This is a genomic window from Isoptericola sp. MSGPD8_1_ISO-PGPR-S23-394, assembly GCF_058072785.1.
Map to the genome: position 1 here is coordinate 3,695,617 of NZ_CM176517.1, position 17,306 is coordinate 3,712,922.

The window sequence follows — 17,306 nt, forward strand, 5'->3', positions numbered from 1 at the left end:
AAGACATCGAAAAACGGTGCTTTCCTATTGACTTTCGATAGACGTCGCGCGAGTCTCGCTCCATGTCCCGGACATCTCGCCTCGTCGTCCCCCTGCGCGCCCTGCTCGCCGCGGTCTTCGTGACGCTGGTCGGCGCACAGGTCGCCGTGCTGCCGGCGGTCTTCCGCCGGATGGCCGAGCAGAACCCCGACCTCGACCCGCTGCGCTGGCCCCTGCTCGCCCTCGCCGTCGTCGTCCTCGGCTGCGTGCAGGTGGTGCTCGTGTGCGCGTGGAGGCTGCTGACCATGGTCCGCGACGACCAGATCTTCTCCGAGCGGTCCCGGGTGTGGGTCGACGTCATCCTCGGGGCCGTCGCCGTCGCCTGGACGCTCGTCCTCGTCGCGTGCGTGCTGGTCGCGGCCGCGGAGGGCCTCTCCGGCATCGCCGCCCTGCTGCTCGTCGTGCTCCTGGTGGGCGCCGCCGTCGGGCTCCTCATGGTGGTGCTGCGTGCCCTGCTCGGGCAGGCGACGGCGCTGCGCAGCGACATGGACGAGGTGATCTGATGCCGATCGTCGTCCGGCTCGACGTGGAGCTCGCCCGCCGCAAGATGAGCGTCGGCGAGTTCGCCGAGCGCGTCGGTCTCACGCCCGCCAACGTGGCCGTGCTGAAGAACGGCCGCGCCAAGGCCGTGCGCTTCTCGACGCTGGAGGCGATGTGCCGCGTCCTGGAGTGCCAGCCCGGGGACCTCCTCGAGTGGGTCGACGACGACCCGCCCCTCGACGACCCGTCCGACGGCGAGACGGAGGCCTGAGCCGTGCTCACCGGACGCCTGCCCGCAACGGACGTGCTCGTCGTCGGCGCCGGGCTCGCCGGTCTGCACACCGCCACCCAGCTCGCCCGGCGCGGTCACGACGTCGTGCTCGCCGAGCGCCGCACCCGCCTGGACGGGACCGTGCGCACCACCGGGATCTTCGTGCGCCGCACGCTGGAGGACTTCGACCTGCCGCCCGAGCACCTCGGCCCCGCGATCCGGCGCATGGTGCTCTACCCGCCCTCGCACCGCCGTCCCGTCGTGCTCGACAGCGCCCGCGACGAGTACCGCGTGGGCGACATGGCGCCGCTGTACGTGACGCAGGCGCGTGCGGCGGCCGCGGCCGGGGTGCGCCTCCTGCTCGGCGCCCGGTACGCCGGACGACACGGCGGGCACCACGTGCTGCACGGCCCGGACGGCCCGGCCCGGGTCCGCGCGCGGTTCGTCGTCGGGGCCGACGGCGCCCGGTCGGCCGTCGCCCGCGAGCTCGACCTCGACCGCAACACCGAGCTCCTCGTCGGCGCCGAGGAGGTCTACCCCGCGCCCCGCCGCGACGTCGTACCCGCGTTCCACTGCGTCGTCGACCCTCGCCTGGCGCCCGGATACCTCGCCTGGGTGCTCGACGACGGCGAGCACGTCCATGTGGGCGTCGCCGGCTACGCCGACCGGTACCCGCGCGGGATGCGCCAGGCGTTGCGCGAGTTCGCGGTGTCGGCTCCTGGTCTCGTCGGCGTCGCGCGCGACGACGGAGCACGCGACGACGGCGGAGCGCGGCTCGACGGCGGCACGGCGGCAGGCGCCGGTGGTGCGGCCGACGAGGTCGAGCGCCGGGGCGGTCCGATCCCCGTCGGCGGGCTGCTGCGCCGGATCGCGAGCCCGCACGGGCTCCTCGTCGGCGACGCCGCCGGCGCCGTCTCCCCCCTGACCGCGGGCGGGCTGGACCCTTGCCTGCGGCTGTCCGAGCACGCCGTCGACGTGCTGGACAACGCCCTGCGGACGGGACGGCGTGACGCGCTGCGCCGGTACGACGGCGCGGCGCTGCGTGCCCGGTTCCGCGGCCGGCTCACGATGCGCCGCGGGTTGTCGATGGTGCGCACGCCCGCCGTCGCGACGGCCGGGGTCGCCCTGCTGCGCACGCCACCCGGGCGGGCTGCTGCGCGCCGGATCCTGTTCGGCAGCGGGTCGTTCCCCGACCCGTAGGCGCGGTGGCGGGGTGATCCCTGTGTCACCGGTCGTCGGGCCGGGTGTCCTTCCCGTCGAGCCACAGCCGGTCGCTCGCGTCCCGATGGGCACCGTCGGAGCCGACGTGCCTGCTGCCGATGCGGTCACCCTTGGTGATCACGTGGACCATCGCCATCGCGTGCCCGTGGCCGAGACCGTAGGTCTCCTTGAGCCACGTCACCACGGGCGTCGCCTTGCTGCCGTGACCGAACCCCTGCTCGGCGGCGGCATCGACGAGCTGGCGCGGGGTCAGCCCGGTCTTCGTCTCGACGGCGTCGAGGTAGGCCTGGAAGGACATCAGCGGTTCTCCTGGATCATCGTGGCGGACGCGTGGACGCAGATCATGCGCAGCGTGCCGGTGCCCGTGCTGGTGAAGCCGTGCCAGACACCAGGCTGCACGACGGCGGTGTCGCCCGCCCGGGCGACGACCGTCTCGTCGCCGATGGTGATCGTGGCCTCGCCCTCGAGCACTGTCCACGTCTCGGTGTACGGGTGGCGGTGCAGTCCGGGTCCCTGGCCCGGCTCGTTCGTGACGAGGTAGAACGAGACCCCCGACCCGTGGTCGCGCCCCTCGAAGCGCAACGTCCTCGAACCCGGGATGCGGAGGGACTCCGCGCTGACGACCGTGGCCATGACTCCTCCGTCGGGTGCGCTCGACCCGTGCGGTCGAGGTGGACCCAGCCTCGTGCGCGCCCCGGCCGACGCCTAGAGTTTCGACGTGCATCGAAACGTGGTCGAGTTCCGGCTCACGCCGGACGACCTCTCCGCGATCCGGTTCGGCATCTCGCCGGGCCACGAGCTCGCGCACGCCGTGCGGGTACTCGGCCGTCCGCAGTACCACCCGCTGCAGTGGGGCTGGCTGCGGCAGGCGCGACAGCGCGTCCCGGCACGCGCTGTCGAGCTGCTCCGGCTCCTCGTCGGTCCGGACGGCTACATGCCGGACTTCCTCACGTCCACGCCCGGCTGGGACCTCGGGCCCGCGGAGGAGGTCGAGCGGCTGCGCGAGACCGCGCTCGAACCGATGCGCGTGGACCTGCACAAGCGTGTCGCTCGCACCAGCGGCACCGAGCAGCGGCTGCTGCGCGCGCTGGCCGACGACCTCCCGCGCACCCGGTCCGCCGTCGCCGATGCCTGGCAGCAGGTGTGGGACGCCGTCCTCGCCCCGTACTGGCCACAGCTCGAGCGGCTCCTGCGAGCCGACATCGGCGTGCGCTCGCGCCGGACGACGACGCACGGCCTCGCGGCGATGGTCGACACGCTGAACGACGCGGTGACCTGGGGCTCGCACGCCGTGCACGTCCGGCTCCGGCAGCACGGCGAGGTGCTCGACTGCGCGGGCAGCGGACTCGTCCTGACGCCGTCCGTCATGGCGCCGCGCTGCGCCGTCGTGACCGAACCGCCGGCCCAGCCGACTCTGTTCTACCCGGCGCTGGGAGTCTCGGAGCGATGGGCCGACGCCGCGGCCGACACGACACGGGCGCTCGCCGGCCTGCTCGGTGCCGGTCGGGCCGGGGTGCTCCTCGCCCTGCGTGCACCGCTGTCGACCAGCGAGGTCGCGGTCGCGCAGGAGCTCGCCGTCTCGACGGCGTCCCACCACCTCTCCCGACTGGCGGCGGCCCGGCTCGTCGACTCCCGCCGGGAAGGTGCCCGCGTCGTGCACGTGCGCACGCCGCTGGGCGAGGCCCTGGTCGGCGGGTGAGGGGCGCGGACCCGGCAGCGCGCGACCGCCGGAGCGTGGGTGACGGCCTGCGGCCCGGCCGAAATCAGCGGGCCTCGGGCCGACCCTCGTCGCTACCGTCGCCGGCATGACGCACCACGACACCTCCCTCGCCGGCCGCACGGCGCTCGTCACCGGAGTCTCCCGCCGGAAGGGCATCGGCTACGCCGTCGCCCGCGAGCTCGCCGGGCTCGGGGCGAGCGTCTTCACGCACCACTACGCCCCGCACGACGCCGATCAGCCGTGGGGTGCCGACGATCTCGCCGCCGTGCACTCCGGCGTCCGTGCCGCGCTGCGGGGCGACGCCGTCTCCGGGTCCGCGAGCGCCGACCTGCGCGACCCCGCCCAGGTGGACGAGCTGTTCGACACCGCCCGGGCGCTCACCGGGTCGGTCGACGTGCTGGTGTGCAACCACGCGCGCAGCGGCGGCGACGGCTCGATCCTCGACATGTCCGCCGCCACCTTGGATGCCTTCTGGGAGACGAACACCCGGTCCACGCTGCTCCTGACCCGTCGCTTCGCGCAGCAGCAGGTCGCCGCCGCGCCGGGCACGACGACGCGTCCCGGCGAACGGCTGGGCCGCGCCGCGCCGTCGGACCCGGCCACCGCGCCGAAGGTCGTGTGGATGACGTCGGGCCAGGAGGGCGGCCCGATGCGTGGCGAGGTCGCCTACGCGACGTCGAAGGCGGCGCTGGCCGGGGTGACCGCCACGGTGGCGGCCGAGCTGCTCGAGCTCGGCACCGTCCTCAACACCGTGAACCCTGGCCCGGTGAACACCGGCTACCTCGACCCCGGGACGACGGACCGCCCGTTGGCGGAGCTGGAGGAGCTGCGGGCGGCAACACCGTTCGGGCGTTGGGGCGAGCCGACCGACCCGGCCCGCCTCATCGGGTGGCTGGTGAGCCCGGCGGGGTCGTGGGTGGTGGGTCAGCGGCTCACCACGGACGGCGGCTTCGCGCTGCAGTGACGCCAGGCTGCTCCGCGTAACCTCGACGGAGCACGCCGTCACCGACGACCAGGAGAGCCGATGTCCTTCACCCACCCGCAGGGCACGTACGGCGCAGGGATGCCCAGCGGTCCCCTCATGAGGCTGACGAACAGGCTCGCCGCCTGGCGCGCCCGGCGTGCGTCCGGAAGCACGCTGGGGATGAACCTGCTCGTGCTCACCGCCGTGGGCCGCACGAGCGGCGAGCCCCGCTCCACGCCGCTGGCCTGGTTCCGCGACGGCGCCGGCTGGCTGGTCGTGGCGTCCGCCGGCGGGGACGCGACGAACCCGGGCTGGTACCGCAACGTCGCCGCCCACCCCGACGAGGTCACCATCGAGCTCGGCGGCGAGACGATCCCGGTCACCGCCTCCGAGCTGCAGGGCGAGGACCGCGCCGTCGCGTGGGAGCGCATCAAGGCCTCCGCGAAGCAGTTCGCCGGTTACGAGCGCAAGACGGACCGGCAAATCCCCGTGGTGCGACTGACCCGGCGCTGATCCGGGGTCGCCGCTCCTGGGCGAGCGCGAGCGGCACCGAGTCGGTCGCCGTGGCTCGTCGGCGGACACCGAGGCTACGGCAGACCTGTGGACGCTCGGGACCGTCCACAGAAGGGGCGGAAATTCCTCCTGACCTAGTGAGACGAACGTATGTTCGATAGCATCGGAGGTGCCCGCAAGGGGCAAAAGGAGCCCACGAGACGGCCACGAGGAGGGACGATGACGACTCGGCGCGACACGCTCGGCCTGCTCGCCGAGTTCGAATCCGCCGTCGACTCCCTCGCGGCCCAGGGCCCCTCGGCCGGCGAGGACGTCGGCACTCTGACGGAGGTGACCGCAAGGCTCCGGACGATCGAGGAACGCCTCGACGCGGTCCGCCTCCGACTGCTCACGGAGCTCGACGACGCCAGGACGTGGGCGATCGACGGGTCCCGGTCGTTCGCCCACTGGTTGTCCCGGACGCAGGACGTCACGCTCGCCACCGCGCGCCGCGAGGTGCGCACGGCGAAGACCCTCCGCGACGCCCTGCCGGCCACCGCCCTCGCGGCCGCGGAAGGAACGGTCGGGGCGGACCACGTGCGAGCGATGGTGGACATCGCCCCGACCTCGCAGGCCCGCCGTGACGCCCTGGCGGCCCCAGTGGCGGCCGATGGCGCGGAGGAGGCCGCCGCGTCGGCCACGCCTGCGGACACCTCAGCGCCACCCACCGGCGAGGAGTTCCTGCTCGCGCTCGCCGGCCGGTACCCGGTCGGGCCCTTTCGCCGCCTGGTGCGCCGGTTCGCGCACGTCGCCGACCCGGAGTCCGACGAGCGCGGGTATGCCCGCGCCCGCGAGAAGGAGTTCTTCGAGGTCTCGCCCACCTGGGACGGCTACCACGTGGCCGGGTTTCTCACCGAGGAGAACGGCCAGGTGTTGCGGACGGCGCTCGACAGCGTCGTCGGGGCGCCCGCCGCTGCCGAGACCCGGACCTCCACCCAGCGGCGGGCCCAGGGCATCGCCGATCTGGCCCGGATCGCCCTGGACAACGCCGCCGTGGGCACCGGCGCGTCCGTCCGTCCCCACCTGAACGTCACTGTCGGCCTGACGGAGCTGCGGGCGGCGCTCGCCGCGTCGGGCGACGCCCCGCGCTACGGCTCCGGCCTTCAGGGAGTCGACGGCCACGGTGGCGACGGCCTGCCGACGTTCGCGGACGGGCGCGGCCCGCTGCCGTCGTCGCTTCTGCGTCGGCTCGCGTGCGACAGCGAGGTGTCCCGGATCGTCTTCGGACCGGACAGCCAGGTCCTGGACGTCGGCCGAAGTCGCCGAACTGTCACCGGGCAGCTGCGCCGGGCCGTGATCACCCGAGACCGGCACTGCACCTGGCCGGGCTGCGAGGAACCGCCGAGTCGTTCCGAGATCCACCACGCCGTCACCCACTGGGCGGACGGCGGGAGCACCAGCGTCGACAACGGGGCGCTGCTGTGCTGGCACCATCACGACCGGGTCGACGGTCAGGGAGTCACGATGCGTTGGCACCGTGGCCGCTGGGAGTTCCGCGACCGGCACGGCACCCCGATCGCCGCCACCCGCGAGCCCGGCGGCCACCCGCTCGAACCTCGCGTCGACGCGCTCGACGATCCGCGACGGCCGGTCCGTATCGCGCACCGAGAGGCAGCATGATCGCGGCGAGTCGATGCGCTCGTGCGGCGTCCGTGCTGCGCCGGCGGGTGACGCGCCAGCAGGTCAGGCGGGCTCTGCGAGCCGGACGCCCCACGCCTCCTGGAGGATCGCCGTCCCGCTCTCGGTGAGGTCGAGGCCACGACCCGAGCGGTGCCGCACCACCCAGCGCGCCTCGAGGAATCGCCGCCCGACGGCGGCACCCAGTGCCCCGGCGAGGTGCGGTCGTCGTTCGGTCCAGTCGAGGCAGGCGCGGGTCGTGGGCCGGCGGGCCCTGATCGCGCCGTGGACGTCGACGCCGGTGGCCTGCAGCCCGTCGGCGCCGGCGTCGGAGGGTGACGGCCAGCCACCCGCTCCCGGTCCAGGCGTCCGCGAGCGCGATGCCGAGGCGCCCGGCCAGATGGTCGTAGCAGAATCGTGCACGGGCGAGGTGCTGGGCGTGCCGGGTGGGCCGGTAGCCGACGACGGGGGCGGTCCCCCCTGAGCGCCGACCCCGCTTTTCGCGGGAACCCGGAACGCCTCAACCCGGAGCAGCTCGTCGTCATGGCGGCGTCCTCCTGCCAGATGTTGTCCTTCCTCGGCGCGGCGGCACGGGCGAGCGTCGAGGTGCTGGTGTACCACGACGACGCGACGAGCCAACTCGACCTGACCGCGCGGCCCGTGCGCCTCGGCGAGGTCCGGCTGCACCCGACGGTCAAGGTCGGCGCCGACGTCTCCCCCGCTCGGGTACTCCAGCTCGCCGAGCAGGCGCACCGGGAGTGCTACGTCGCGGGCTCCTTGTCCGTCCCGGTGCTCGTCGAGACGAGGGTGGTGACGCCGTGAACAGGCCGCGGCAGGACCTCAGGGTCGAGCTGCCCCACCGGCCCGGTGCGCTCGCCGACCTCGGGGAGGCGCTCGGCCGCGCGGGCGTGAGCCTCGAAGGAGGTGGCGTCGTCGCGCACGGTGAAGGGGCGGTGGCGCACTACCTCGTGGACGACGGCGCAACAACTCTGGACGCTGTCGCCTCTGCCGGGCTCGGCCCGGCCGTCGTGCGCGACGTGGTCGTGACCCGGCTCGACCAGGACACCCCCGGCCAGCTCGGCACCCTGGCCCGGCTGCTCGGGGACGCCGGCGTGAACGTCGAGGTCCAGTACGGCGACCACGACGGAAACCTGGTCGTCGTCGCCGACGACGACACCGCATGCCGGGAGGTCGTCGAAGCGTGGGAGCGGGGGCTGCCCGGCGGCCACGGCTGGTCCCGGGCGGTACGCCAGGTCATCCTGGCGCGAGGGTCGCCGGGACCGCCCGAGGGCCGCTCGAAGTGGCGACGGCACCGTTCGGACTGGAGGATCGACAGATGACTCACTCTGGACAGCCCGCTGGTGCCGTGCTGCTCGACATCGACGGGACGCTCGTCGACTCGAACTACGTCCAGGTCGAGGCCTGGGTGCGCTCCTTCCGCGACGTCGGCTTCGAGGTCGACGCCTGGCGGGTCCACCGAACCGTCGGGATGGCCGGGCACCAGCTGGTCCCCCGCGTCGCCTCGCTCTGCGGCGTTGACCTGCCGCCCGGGGCCGCGGACGAGGTCGAGCAGGCCCACTCACGGCACGAGGCCGCGTCGGCCGACCGCATGCGCGTGTTCGACGGCGCTCGAGAGCTCGTCCGTGAGATCGCCGCGCGCGGAGCGCGCCCGGTGCTGGCGACGTCCGCCTCGCTCGAGCAGCTCGAGCGGCTGCGGGAGCTGCTCGACGTGGAGGACGTGCTCCATGCGGTGACGTCGTCCCAGGACGTCGAGGCCTCTAAGCCGGAGCCGGAGCTCGTGCAGGTGGCGCTCCGGGCAGCCGGCGTCGAGCCGTCCGAGGCCGTGTTCCTGGGCGACTCCGTCTGGGACGTCATCGCCGCGGAGCGGGCCGGTGTGCCGTGCATCGGCGTCCTCAGCGGCGGGGTCGGCGCGCACGAGCTGACCGAGGCGGGCGCCGTCGAGATCCGCACGGACGTCGCGGAGCTGCTCGCCGACCTGGACGGCAGCGCCCTCGCAGCGGTGCTGCGCCCGACGGGCTGAGCACCACCCGAGCGGAGGTGCGGCAGCCGTCGTCCTGCGCCACCCGGGTCGGCTCCCGGCGGGTGACGGTCAGTGCTCCTCTCGTGCCGCACCACCGGTCTGCGGACCCACCGTCCAGAACAAGAGGGCCACCGTCGCACCGCAGGCGGCAAACACGTACCAGACGAGCTGCGCGTGCGGGCCGCCGGCACCTGCCACCGAGTACAGCGCACCGCCTACCAGGTTCCCGGCCACGCCACCCGCAGCCTGAGCGAGGCCCAGTGCTCCGAAGTAGGACGCGACCGCACCACCGTCGGCGAAGTCGGAGACGACGGCGTTCATCACCGGCTGGGAGAGCATCTGCCCCACCGTGAAGAGCAGCACCCCGGCGACGAGCCCTGCCACGGTGCCCCACAGACCCATGACGGCGATCCCGCTCCCCAGCGAGAGGGCGCCGAGCGCGAGGATCCGGCGCGGCACCAGACGCCGGGAGACGAAGCCGGTCAGGGGGAGCATGACCAGCACCATGAAGACGGCAGCAGCCGTGTAGACGAGTCCCACGCCGATGGCTCCCGGGAGCACGTCGCTCGCCCGGACCGGCACCACGAGGTAGAGCTGGGACACCAGGAACCACAGCGTCGCCGCCAGCAGGCAGTAGCGCAGGAAGACCCGGTCCTTCAGCGCCTCACCGAACCGCGCCGGCCGACCACCCGTGGGCGCCAGCCCGGCGGGCAGTCCCACCACGGTGAGCACGAAGGCTCCGAGGAACAGGGCGGCCGACGAGAAGGCCACCCACTGGAAGTCCACGCCGGCCAGCAGACCACCGAGCATCGGTCCGATGACGAACCCGACGTTCGAGAAGAGCTCGCGCGTCGAGTAGACCCGCACCGCGTCGCGCCCGACGGCCAACGCCGTGTACGCCGCATAGCTCGCAGGGTGGAACAGGGCGCCCCCCAGCCCGGTGAGCACGGAGCCCGCCACCAGGAGCGGCACGCTCGAGACCGAGCCCAGCACGGCAAACCCTGCCGCGCGGACGAGCACGCCACCGGCGATCGCCCGCCGGTAGCCGATGCGATCGGCGACCCAGCCGGAGATCGGCATGATGCCGTTCTGTGCTGCCGAGCGCAGGGCCGTGAGCGCACCGACCAGGGCGATCGTCAGCCCGAGGTCCTGCAGGAAGTGGTAGGCCAGCAGGGGCACCAGCATGTAGAAGCCGACGGCCATCGTCAGCGTGTCGCCATAGAGCACCCACAGGGCGCCGCCGCCTGCGCCGGCCCCGCGGCGTCTCACTCGCCGTCGCCGGAGGCGCCGGTTCCCACACCACCCGCGGCCGGGAGCGCGGGCCAGGCCCGCACCGCGAGGTCGAGGGGCAGGGACATCAGGACGAAGGGCGCGAGGGTGGGAAGGGCGATGCACGTCGCGACGATCCCGCAGCTCAGCAGAAAGATCGCCGCGGTGCGAGCCGGAGTGCCCGTCGCGATGCCGAGCGCATCCGTCAGCCACGCCCGCACGTCACCCTGCCGGTCCCGGGCGGCGGCCACGGGCACCAACAGGGCGGCGAGCACGACGACGCACGCGACGGGGAGGGTCGCCCCGCCCACGACGACGGCGAGCCCTTCGGAGGGTGTCCCGAGCCGCGAAAGGAGGAACAGCACGTCGGCGGCGAGGAGGAACAGCGCGATGCCGACGGCGACGCCGAGCCGCCAGGTACGCCGCCAGGTCGCCCGGAGCTCACGCAGCAGGTTGGTCACCACGGCGTCGTCGGACTCGACGTGCCACGTCGAGAGCGACCGGCCGAGCGCGACGGCCACCGGCAGCGCGGTGACCAGGGGAAGCGCGAGGAGGAAGGCGACGACGCCACCGAGCACGATGTTGGCGGGATACATCAGGGCACGCAGCGTCGCTGCTTCCCACCCGCCCGTCCGCCGTCGGGGCGCCGTCGCCGCGCTCACGCGGACACGCCCGCCGTCGCAGCCACCGACACCCGGCCGGCGAACCCTCGTCCGGTGGCGCTGTCAGGCGCCGCCACCGGCGACTCGAGCTCCAGCGACAGGACGACCGTCTCGGTGCGGCCGTCGCGAGACACCTGGACGGTGTAGGTCCCGTCGGACTCGTCGACCGTGACCCGCGACCGCCCGGTGTCGTCCCAGGCGCGCGGCTCGAGCACGGTGACGAACCGTCCTCGCTCCGTCGGAGCGGTCGACCGGCGCAGCGTGTGCTGGACCTTCTCGATGGCCAGGCTGGGAGTCGACGACGTCGGGTTGGCGTGCACGGGGGTGGGCACCACGTCCGTGTCGGTCACGTCGTCGAGCGCCGTGACGAGCAGACAGCCGGTGCCTGCCTCGGCGAGCCACTCCCCCGCGCCCTCGGGTCGTGCGGCGTGCTCGGTCTGCAGCAGCCACGTCCAGGTGCGGGGCGCCTCTGACCGCAGGTCGTCCAGCAGCACCACGGTGCCGCCCGGCGTGAGAACCAGGTGGCGCCGAGCCCGGGTGACGCCGAGCGCCCGGTCGTACATGGCCGAGGTCTCGCTGACCGCGTGCACCCAGCCGTCGGTCAGGGTCGCGGTGACGATGTGCGCCTCGTACTCCTCGGCCAGGTTCTCGAAGACGTGGTAGCGGTCCTCGTTGACGAACCCGTTGCCGTCCACCAGGACGGCGTTGTGGTGCTCGGTGCGCTTGCGCGAGGAGTAGCCCTCGTCGAGCGCGAGGTAGGCACCGTGACCGAGCAGCGCGAACGTGCCGGCGTCGGGGTGGTGGTGGCCGGCGTTCAGCGTCGTCCACCCGGTCTCACGCTTGATGCGGTGCGACGTGTCCCAGGCCTTGTGCCCGCCGCCCGGCGACGCCTTGAACGAGACCATGACGGCGTCCGGCTCCCACGACGTGCGACCGACCACGAGCCCGAGGTCGGTGAACCACCGGTTCGTCGGCAGCTGCTCGGGACCCTCCGACGGAGCCGTCGGGTCGAACCAGAGCAGCTCCTGGTACGCCTCGGCCCGGACCCCCGGCCGCACGCCGGACTCGTAGGCCTCGCGCCAGAAGAACTCGTCGGCCACCTTGTCCGCGAGCCACTGGCACTGCGGGATCCGGTACTCCGCGGCCAGCTTGTAGTACATCGCCACCGGGTGACCGCTGCGCCGGTCGTGACAGTCGCCGTGGTCGACGATCCGTTCGAGGTCCGGGGCCGCCTGGTAGAGGCGATACCAGAAGGTCTCCCGGAGGTAGTCGCTGTCCACGAACCAGTCGAGACCCTCGGTGGACTTCAACACGTCCAGGTAGCTGACCAGCCACGGCACGCCGTAGCGCCAGTAGACGACACCCTCGTTGTTGGAACCGTCCTCGGGGAGCATCCGCAGCACCGTGGCGAAGTTCTCCTTGGCGCGCTCGGTCCACTCGTGCGCGGGTTCGTGGTCGTCCCGCAGGGCGTACCCCGCCGTCGCGAGGCCCGCATAGCAGATCCAGTTGTGGTTCTGCCAGTACGACGACGACCACCATCCCCCCTCCGACTCGACGGCGTAGTCGTACAGCCGGGTGCCCTGGAGGATCAGCTTGTCGCGCAGCGCCGCACGCTCGCGCGGCTCCAGCGCGCTGCCCGCCCACGAGTAGGCGAGCCCGAGGCCGTGCAGCAACCACCCGGCGTCGAGGTCGTGGTCGGGCAGGTTCGCCCGACCCCAGTGCGGGAACGACAGCGCCGGGGTCAGCCAGCGACGCAGCTCGTCCAGGTAGTGCGACTGGCCCGTCAGACGGTGCGCGAGCGCCAGGTTCGCGGCGCCCGCGCCCAGGTAGGTGATCGAGGCCAGCGGGTGTTCCTCCGGGAGCTCCAGCGAGGTCAGGCGTTCGCACTCGTCGACCAGCCGGCGGAACTGCGCGCTGCGCACGTCGCGGAGCTCGGCCCGCAGGGAGTCCTCACGTCCGGCGATGAGCAGGGGTTCAGTCATGGTGATACCTCGATCGTCGAGTCCCCGTCGGGGGTGGTCAGGTGGAAGATCGCGCCGCCGTCGGGCGCGAAGGAGATCGTGACGGGAGACGGTGGGCGCGGCCCCTGGTGGTAGAGGGAGGCGAGCACGACCCGGTCTCCCGTCGCGGTCCAGTCGGCCACGGTGAGAGGCCGGGCCGGGTCGTCGGACGGGCCTCGACCGGGCGCAGCGACGAGCGACGCGGGCACGGACGCGGCGTGGAAACCCCGCAGGACGGTGCCGTCGGCCGCCGTCCACGTCGTCTCCGCGCCGTCCGCCGTGGTCCGGACCTCGAGATCGACAGCGGGACGCAGTGCGAGTGCCACCTCCCGCGGGCTGTCGCACTCGACCGTCACGACGTCGGCCAGGCACCCTGCCGCCAGCCCGAGGGTGCGCCGCAGACGGACCCCGGCGACAGGCTCGGCCGTCGCCGTCAGCGTCCCGGCGTCCGGGTCCCAGTCCACGATCTTCCCGGTCGCCTCGTCCTGGTCCAGGCCGTCGACCCGCACCGTCGGGTGCGCGACGGTGCGGGCGTAGTAGCCCCGCCGTAGCGGACTCGCGTACGGCGGCACCCCGGGCCCCGGCTGCCACGGGGCGGAGCCGTACAGGTATACGGCCAGCTTGTCGAGGTGCCCGTGGGCCCCTCCATGCGGGCCCGCGTCGAGGATCGCCTGGAACGTGTCGTCGTCGTCGCGCAGGACGGCGTAGCCGACGTCTGGGAAGAGCACGCTGTCCCGGGACGGTGCAGGGACCTGAAGGGGGTCACCGGCGAACCAGCCGGACAGCAACGGTTCCAGGCCGTCGTCGTCGTCGCCGAGGCGTTCTCGCGCGAAGCGCTCCACCGTGTGCAAACCTGTCGGGCTGATGAGCCCGCGGGCGAGCTCGGCGACCTCGAGCACCTCGCGGTGCGCGGGAACCCGCTCGTACGGACCGTCGTGCAACGCCGGCAGTCGGCCGTCCGGCGTTGCCACCTCGGCGAGCACCCGGACCATGGCCGCCAGCCGCTCCGTCGTTGCCGGCGGCAGCTCCGCCGGAACCGCGCCACGGAGCGCCAGCAGGTAGGCCCGGAGGACGAAGAGGTGGTAGTAGACCGACGCCTCCCACTCCCAGCCGTCGTCGCGGACCGCGAGGCCGACGTGCTGCAGCACCCGTTCCCGCCACGGTCCTGTCACGGTGGCGGGCGCCTCCAGCGCCTGCGCCACGAGGGCCCCGGCGGCCCCGAGCCACGCCGTGTAGTTGTTGCGCTCGTCCTGGCGCTCGTCGACGAGGATCGCGTACGCCTGCTCGAACGTCGCCAGCAGGTCCTCCAGCATCGTGACGACCCCTGGTCCGGCCGCGTCCCGTCCGCACAGGATCACGGCGTCGGCGATCTGGACCGCCCACTGCGCCTCGGTCAGCGCCTGGGAGAAGAGCCGCCCCCGGAGCATCCAGGGCTCCGCAGCCTCGCTCCAGCCCGGACCGACCGCTCCGGCGTAGACGTCGGCGTAGTCGGAGAGCAGGGACAGCGCGCGGTCCCGGTCGGTGCCCGACCCCGTGCTGGCGGCCCGGCGGGCGAGCAGCCGGATCTCTCTCGCGCACGCCTGGTGGTCGAGCACGCTCCGGGCGCCGTCGACGCGGGGCCCGGTCACGGTGCACCCTCGGGAGCACCGGTGACCGCTGCCCTCGACGCCGACGAGCTCGGTGCCGTGCGTGGGGCACACGTAGTCGTGCCACCAGCCGCCCAGCCCTGGGGGGACCGTCGTCATCGGAAGTTGAGCCCTCCGTTGATGTCCATGACCTGCCCGGTGATGTAGCCGGCGGCGTCCGACGCGAGGAACGTCGTCACCGCCGCGACGTCGTCGACGGAACCCGCCCGACCCAGTGGGATGCCCGAGACGATGTTCGCCTGGGCCTCCGGCGGGGTGAAGGCGTCGTGGAACGGCGTGTCCCCGATGAAACCCGGTGCGAGCGCGTTGACGGTGATCCCGTCCCCAGCCAGCTCCTTGGCCAGCCCTCGGGTGAACCCGACCACGCCCGCCTTCGCCGCGGCGTACGCGACCGATCCCGGACCGCCGCCGTTCTCTGCAGCGAGGGACGCCATCGTCACGACCCGACCGGCGTCGCTGGCCTTGAGGTGCTCGACGGCGGCGCGCGTCACGTAGAACGCGCTCGAGACGTTGACGTTCCAGACCTGGGCCCAGTGCTCGTCGGTCATCTCGGCCACCGTCGCTCGACCGACCAGGTGACCGGCGTTGTTGACGAGGACGTCCAGGCCACCGAGCTCACCCGCGGCGGTCGCGACGACGGCCCGTGCGGCCTCGGGGTCGGTGAGGTCTCCCTGGACGGCGACGGCGCGCCGGCCCATACCCGTGATCTTGTCAACGACGGTCGCCGCGGCGTCGCCGCTGTGCGCGTAGTGGACCGCGACGTCAGCGCCTGCCTCGGCGAGCCCGAGGGCGAGTGCGGCGCCGATCCCGTGGCCACCACCGGTGACGAGCGCGGAGCGCCCGTTGAGTACGTGCTGCATGTTTCCTCTTTCGTCGGTCGTCGGGCTCACTTGATGCCCGAGTTCGTGAATCCTTGGATGAAGTACTTCTGCGCCAGGACGAACAGCAGCACCATGGGGACGGTCGCCAGCGTCGTCCCGGCCATCAGGTACTGCCACGCGGTGCTCTCGAGCTGCTGGAAGACCGCCAGACCGACCTGGATGACCCGTAGGTCGTCGGAGCTGGTGACGAGCAGCGGCCACAGGAAGTTGTTCCAGCTCTCCTGGAAGGTGAGCAGCGCGACCGTCGCCACCGCAGGCTTCATCAGCGGTGTGTAGATCTGCGCGAAGATGCGGAACTCGCCGAGGCCGTCGAGCCGCGCCGCCTCCTCGAGCTCCTTGGGCAGCGTCAGGTAGAACTGCCGGAACAGGAAGATCGACATGGCGCTGAGCCCACCCGGGATGAGCAGCGCCCACCAGGAGTCGAGCCAGCCGCTCCCGCCCTGGCCGAGGATGTCGTTGCCGCCGAAGAGCGGCATGAACTTCACGATGAGGAACTGCGGGACGATCTTCGTGTAGGTGGGGATCATCAGCATCGCCACCATGGACAGGAACACGATCTCCCGGCCGCGGAACCGGATGCGTGCCAGGGCGTAGCCCGCCATCGACCCGACGACCAGCGTGATGAGGGTGTGTCCCGTCGCGATGATCAGGCTGTTGCGGAAGTACTTGTCGAACGGGGCGGCGTCCAGCGCCTCGGCATAGTTCGACCAGTGCCACTCCTGCGGGAAGAACGTCGGCGGGAACTGTGCCAGCTCCGCCGGCGACTTCACCGAGGTGAACAGCATCCAGACGAACGGGATCACCATCGTGACCGAACCGAGGATCAGCAGCGCGTGCAGGACGATCTTGTTGCGCCGGCGCACGGACGACTGGTTCAGGCGGGGAGGAGGTCCGGACCTCGTGGGGCCGGCGGTGGACCGGGGGGCGAGGAGAGCCATCAGTGGTCCTCTCGGGTGGCCCGTCGACCGACGAGCGTCATGAAGAGCAGGAAGACGAACAGGACGACCGACTGCGCCGAGGCCATGCCCATGCGGAACTCCTCGAACGCGGACCGGTAGACCTCGTAGGTCATCATCGTGGTCGCGTTGGCGGGACCGCCGTTGGTGAGCACGTAGATCTGGTCGAACACCTGGAACGCGTTGATGATGGAGATGACCAGCACGAAGAACGTGGCCGGCTTGAGCATCGGCACCGTGATGGCGAAGAACTTGCGGACGGTGGACGCACCGTCGACCGAGGCCGCCTCGTAGAGGGAACCGTCGATGTTCTGCAGCGCCGCGATGTAGATGAGCATCTTGATGCCGATGCCCTGCCAGGCGCCGACGAGGATGACGGCCCACAACGCCCAGTCGGGGTCGGCGAGCCAGGCCTGGCCGGGGATGCCGAAGAGGCCCAGGAAGGCGTTGAGGAGCCCCTGCTGTGGGTTGAAGATCCACAACCAGACCATGGCGATCGCGACGGTCGCCGTGACCTGCGGCAGGAAGAACGCCGTCCGGTACCACTTCTGCAAGCGCAGGCCCTGGTTGAGCGCGACGGCGATCACCAGCGCGATGGCCATCGAGACCGGCACGGTCCAGAAGGTGTAGACGATGGTGTTCCAGGTCGCCTTGAGGAAGACGGGGTCCTGGACGATCTCGACATAGTTCTGCAGGCCGATCCATCGCGGCGGGGAGAACACGTTGTAGTCCGTGAACCCGAGCGCGAACGTGGCGACCACCGGGATGGCGGTCCACAGGCCGATGTGCAGGAGAGCCGGCGTCACCATCAGCCATCCCGTCCGTCGCAGCTTGCGCTCCGCGGGCGAGTACTTGTGGCGCCGGACGGGCGCTGGTGCCCGCGAGGCGAGCGCTGCCCCTGGTGGGGTCTCGGTGCGTGACATGGTTCCTACTTCTTCCGAGGAGCGTCGGGCCTCCGCGAGGACTGCCCGACGCTCCGAGAGGGGT

Annotated in this window: 20 protein-coding genes; 10 read left to right on the forward strand and 10 right to left on the reverse strand. The window is 72.5% G+C overall.

The window, feature by feature from the left end:
• The first annotated feature begins 62 nt into the window (after window positions 1–62).
• Genes AC3RJ8_RS17000 through AC3RJ8_RS17010 form a run of 3 tightly spaced genes read left to right on the forward strand, consistent with a single transcriptional unit; the run spans window position 63 to window position 1,990 of the window.
• Complete coding sequence (locus AC3RJ8_RS17000; protein ID WP_489713730.1) at window positions 63–542, forward strand: DUF2975 domain-containing protein; 480 nt, start codon at window positions 63–65, stop codon at window positions 540–542.
• A complete protein-coding gene (locus AC3RJ8_RS17005) occupies window positions 542–790 on the forward strand; it encodes a helix-turn-helix domain-containing protein (protein WP_489713731.1) in 249 nt (82 codons plus the stop codon). Before AC3RJ8_RS17000 ends, AC3RJ8_RS17005 begins: the two co-directional genes overlap by 1 nt.
• 3 nt (window positions 791–793) lie before the next feature.
• Complete coding sequence (locus AC3RJ8_RS17010) at window positions 794–1,990, forward strand: NAD(P)/FAD-dependent oxidoreductase (protein WP_489713732.1); 1,197 nt, start codon at window positions 794–796, stop codon at window positions 1,988–1,990.
• A 25-nt stretch (window positions 1,991–2,015) separates the two neighbouring features.
• Here AC3RJ8_RS17010 and AC3RJ8_RS17015 read toward each other — a convergent pair whose 3' ends face one another.
• Both AC3RJ8_RS17015 and AC3RJ8_RS17020 read right to left on the reverse strand, forming a co-directional pair.
• Window positions 2,016–2,309, reverse strand: coding sequence for a DUF4287 domain-containing protein (locus AC3RJ8_RS17015; protein WP_489713733.1), 294 nt, complete (start codon window positions 2,307–2,309; stop codon window positions 2,016–2,018).
• Window positions 2,309–2,644 (reverse strand): cupin domain-containing protein, encoded by a 336-nt coding sequence (locus tag AC3RJ8_RS17020; protein ID WP_489713734.1) that lies wholly within the window; start codon window positions 2,642–2,644, stop codon window positions 2,309–2,311. The genes AC3RJ8_RS17015 and AC3RJ8_RS17020 overlap by 1 nt, the downstream gene beginning before the upstream one ends.
• Before the next feature lie 85 nt (window positions 2,645–2,729).
• Between AC3RJ8_RS17020 and AC3RJ8_RS17025 the strand changes: the two genes are divergently transcribed.
• The 4 genes from AC3RJ8_RS17025 (at window position 2,730) to AC3RJ8_RS17040 (ending at window position 6,867) form a co-directional block, all read left to right on the forward strand.
• Complete coding sequence (locus tag AC3RJ8_RS17025) at window positions 2,730–3,710, forward strand: ArsR/SmtB family transcription factor (protein ID WP_489713735.1); 981 nt, start codon at window positions 2,730–2,732, stop codon at window positions 3,708–3,710.
• 106 nt (window positions 3,711–3,816) lie between these two features.
• Window positions 3,817–4,695, forward strand: coding sequence for an SDR family oxidoreductase (locus tag AC3RJ8_RS17030; RefSeq protein ID WP_489713736.1), 879 nt, complete (start codon window positions 3,817–3,819; stop codon window positions 4,693–4,695).
• Between the two features lie 60 nt (window positions 4,696–4,755).
• Entirely contained in the window at window positions 4,756–5,208 is a 453-nt protein-coding gene (locus AC3RJ8_RS17035; RefSeq protein WP_489713737.1) for a nitroreductase/quinone reductase family protein, read from the forward strand.
• A gap of 219 nt (window positions 5,209–5,427) precedes the next feature.
• Entirely contained in the window at window positions 5,428–6,867 is a 1,440-nt protein-coding gene (locus AC3RJ8_RS17040) for an HNH endonuclease signature motif containing protein (RefSeq protein ID WP_489713738.1), read from the forward strand.
• Window positions 6,868–6,930: 63 nt separating this feature from the next.
• Here AC3RJ8_RS17040 and AC3RJ8_RS17045 read toward each other — a convergent pair whose 3' ends face one another.
• Complete coding sequence (locus tag AC3RJ8_RS17045) at window positions 6,931–7,287, reverse strand: hypothetical protein (RefSeq protein ID WP_489713739.1); 357 nt, start codon at window positions 7,285–7,287, stop codon at window positions 6,931–6,933.
• A gap of 120 nt (window positions 7,288–7,407) precedes the next feature.
• Between AC3RJ8_RS17045 and AC3RJ8_RS17050 the strand changes: the two genes are divergently transcribed.
• From AC3RJ8_RS17050 to AC3RJ8_RS17060, 3 genes are read left to right on the forward strand one after another with little or no spacing between them, the layout of a single operon-like run.
• Window positions 7,408–7,686 (forward strand): OsmC family protein, encoded by a 279-nt coding sequence (locus AC3RJ8_RS17050; RefSeq protein WP_489713740.1) that lies wholly within the window; start codon window positions 7,408–7,410, stop codon window positions 7,684–7,686.
• Window positions 7,683–8,204, forward strand: a complete 522-nt coding sequence (locus AC3RJ8_RS17055) for a hypothetical protein (protein ID WP_489713741.1) — start codon at window positions 7,683–7,685, stop codon at window positions 8,202–8,204. Before AC3RJ8_RS17050 ends, AC3RJ8_RS17055 begins: the two co-directional genes overlap by 4 nt.
• Window positions 8,201–8,905, forward strand: coding sequence for an HAD family hydrolase (locus AC3RJ8_RS17060; RefSeq protein WP_489713742.1), 705 nt, complete (start codon window positions 8,201–8,203; stop codon window positions 8,903–8,905). Before AC3RJ8_RS17055 ends, AC3RJ8_RS17060 begins: the two co-directional genes overlap by 4 nt.
• 69 nt (window positions 8,906–8,974) lie before the next feature.
• Here the strand turns inward: AC3RJ8_RS17060 and AC3RJ8_RS17065 are convergent, their stop codons facing one another.
• Genes AC3RJ8_RS17065 through AC3RJ8_RS17095 form a run of 7 tightly spaced genes read right to left on the reverse strand, consistent with a single transcriptional unit; the run spans window position 8,975 to window position 17,242 of the window.
• The gene (locus AC3RJ8_RS17065) at window positions 8,975–10,174 is read right to left on the reverse strand and encodes an MFS transporter (protein ID WP_489713743.1); all 1,200 of its coding nucleotides are present in this window, start codon (window positions 10,172–10,174) and stop codon (window positions 8,975–8,977) included.
• The gene (locus AC3RJ8_RS17070; RefSeq protein ID WP_489713744.1) at window positions 10,171–10,836 is read right to left on the reverse strand and encodes a hypothetical protein; all 666 of its coding nucleotides are present in this window, start codon (window positions 10,834–10,836) and stop codon (window positions 10,171–10,173) included. The genes AC3RJ8_RS17065 and AC3RJ8_RS17070 overlap by 4 nt, the downstream gene beginning before the upstream one ends.
• Window positions 10,833–12,818 carry a DUF4962 domain-containing protein gene (locus AC3RJ8_RS17075; RefSeq protein WP_489713745.1) on the reverse strand — a complete coding sequence of 662 codons (1,986 nt, stop codon included), beginning with the start codon at window positions 12,816–12,818 and terminating at the stop codon, window positions 10,833–10,835. Before AC3RJ8_RS17075 ends, AC3RJ8_RS17070 begins: the two co-directional genes overlap by 4 nt.
• On the reverse strand, window positions 12,815–14,581 hold the full coding sequence (locus tag AC3RJ8_RS17080; protein WP_489713746.1) for a heparinase II/III domain-containing protein: 1,767 nt from the start codon (window positions 14,579–14,581) through the stop codon (window positions 12,815–12,817). Before AC3RJ8_RS17080 ends, AC3RJ8_RS17075 begins: the two co-directional genes overlap by 4 nt.
• Window positions 14,578–15,342: an SDR family NAD(P)-dependent oxidoreductase gene (locus tag AC3RJ8_RS17085; RefSeq protein ID WP_489713747.1), complete on the reverse strand. Its 765-nt coding sequence runs from the start codon at window positions 15,340–15,342 to the stop codon at window positions 14,578–14,580. The genes AC3RJ8_RS17080 and AC3RJ8_RS17085 overlap by 4 nt, the downstream gene beginning before the upstream one ends.
• A 26-nt stretch (window positions 15,343–15,368) precedes the next feature.
• A complete protein-coding gene (locus AC3RJ8_RS17090; RefSeq protein ID WP_489713748.1) occupies window positions 15,369–16,301 on the reverse strand; it encodes a carbohydrate ABC transporter permease in 933 nt (310 codons plus the stop codon).
• Window positions 16,301–17,242 carry a carbohydrate ABC transporter permease gene (locus AC3RJ8_RS17095; RefSeq protein WP_489713749.1) on the reverse strand — a complete coding sequence of 314 codons (942 nt, stop codon included), beginning with the start codon at window positions 17,240–17,242 and terminating at the stop codon, window positions 16,301–16,303. The genes AC3RJ8_RS17090 and AC3RJ8_RS17095 overlap by 1 nt, the downstream gene beginning before the upstream one ends.
• Window positions 17,243–17,306 lie beyond the last annotated feature (64 nt).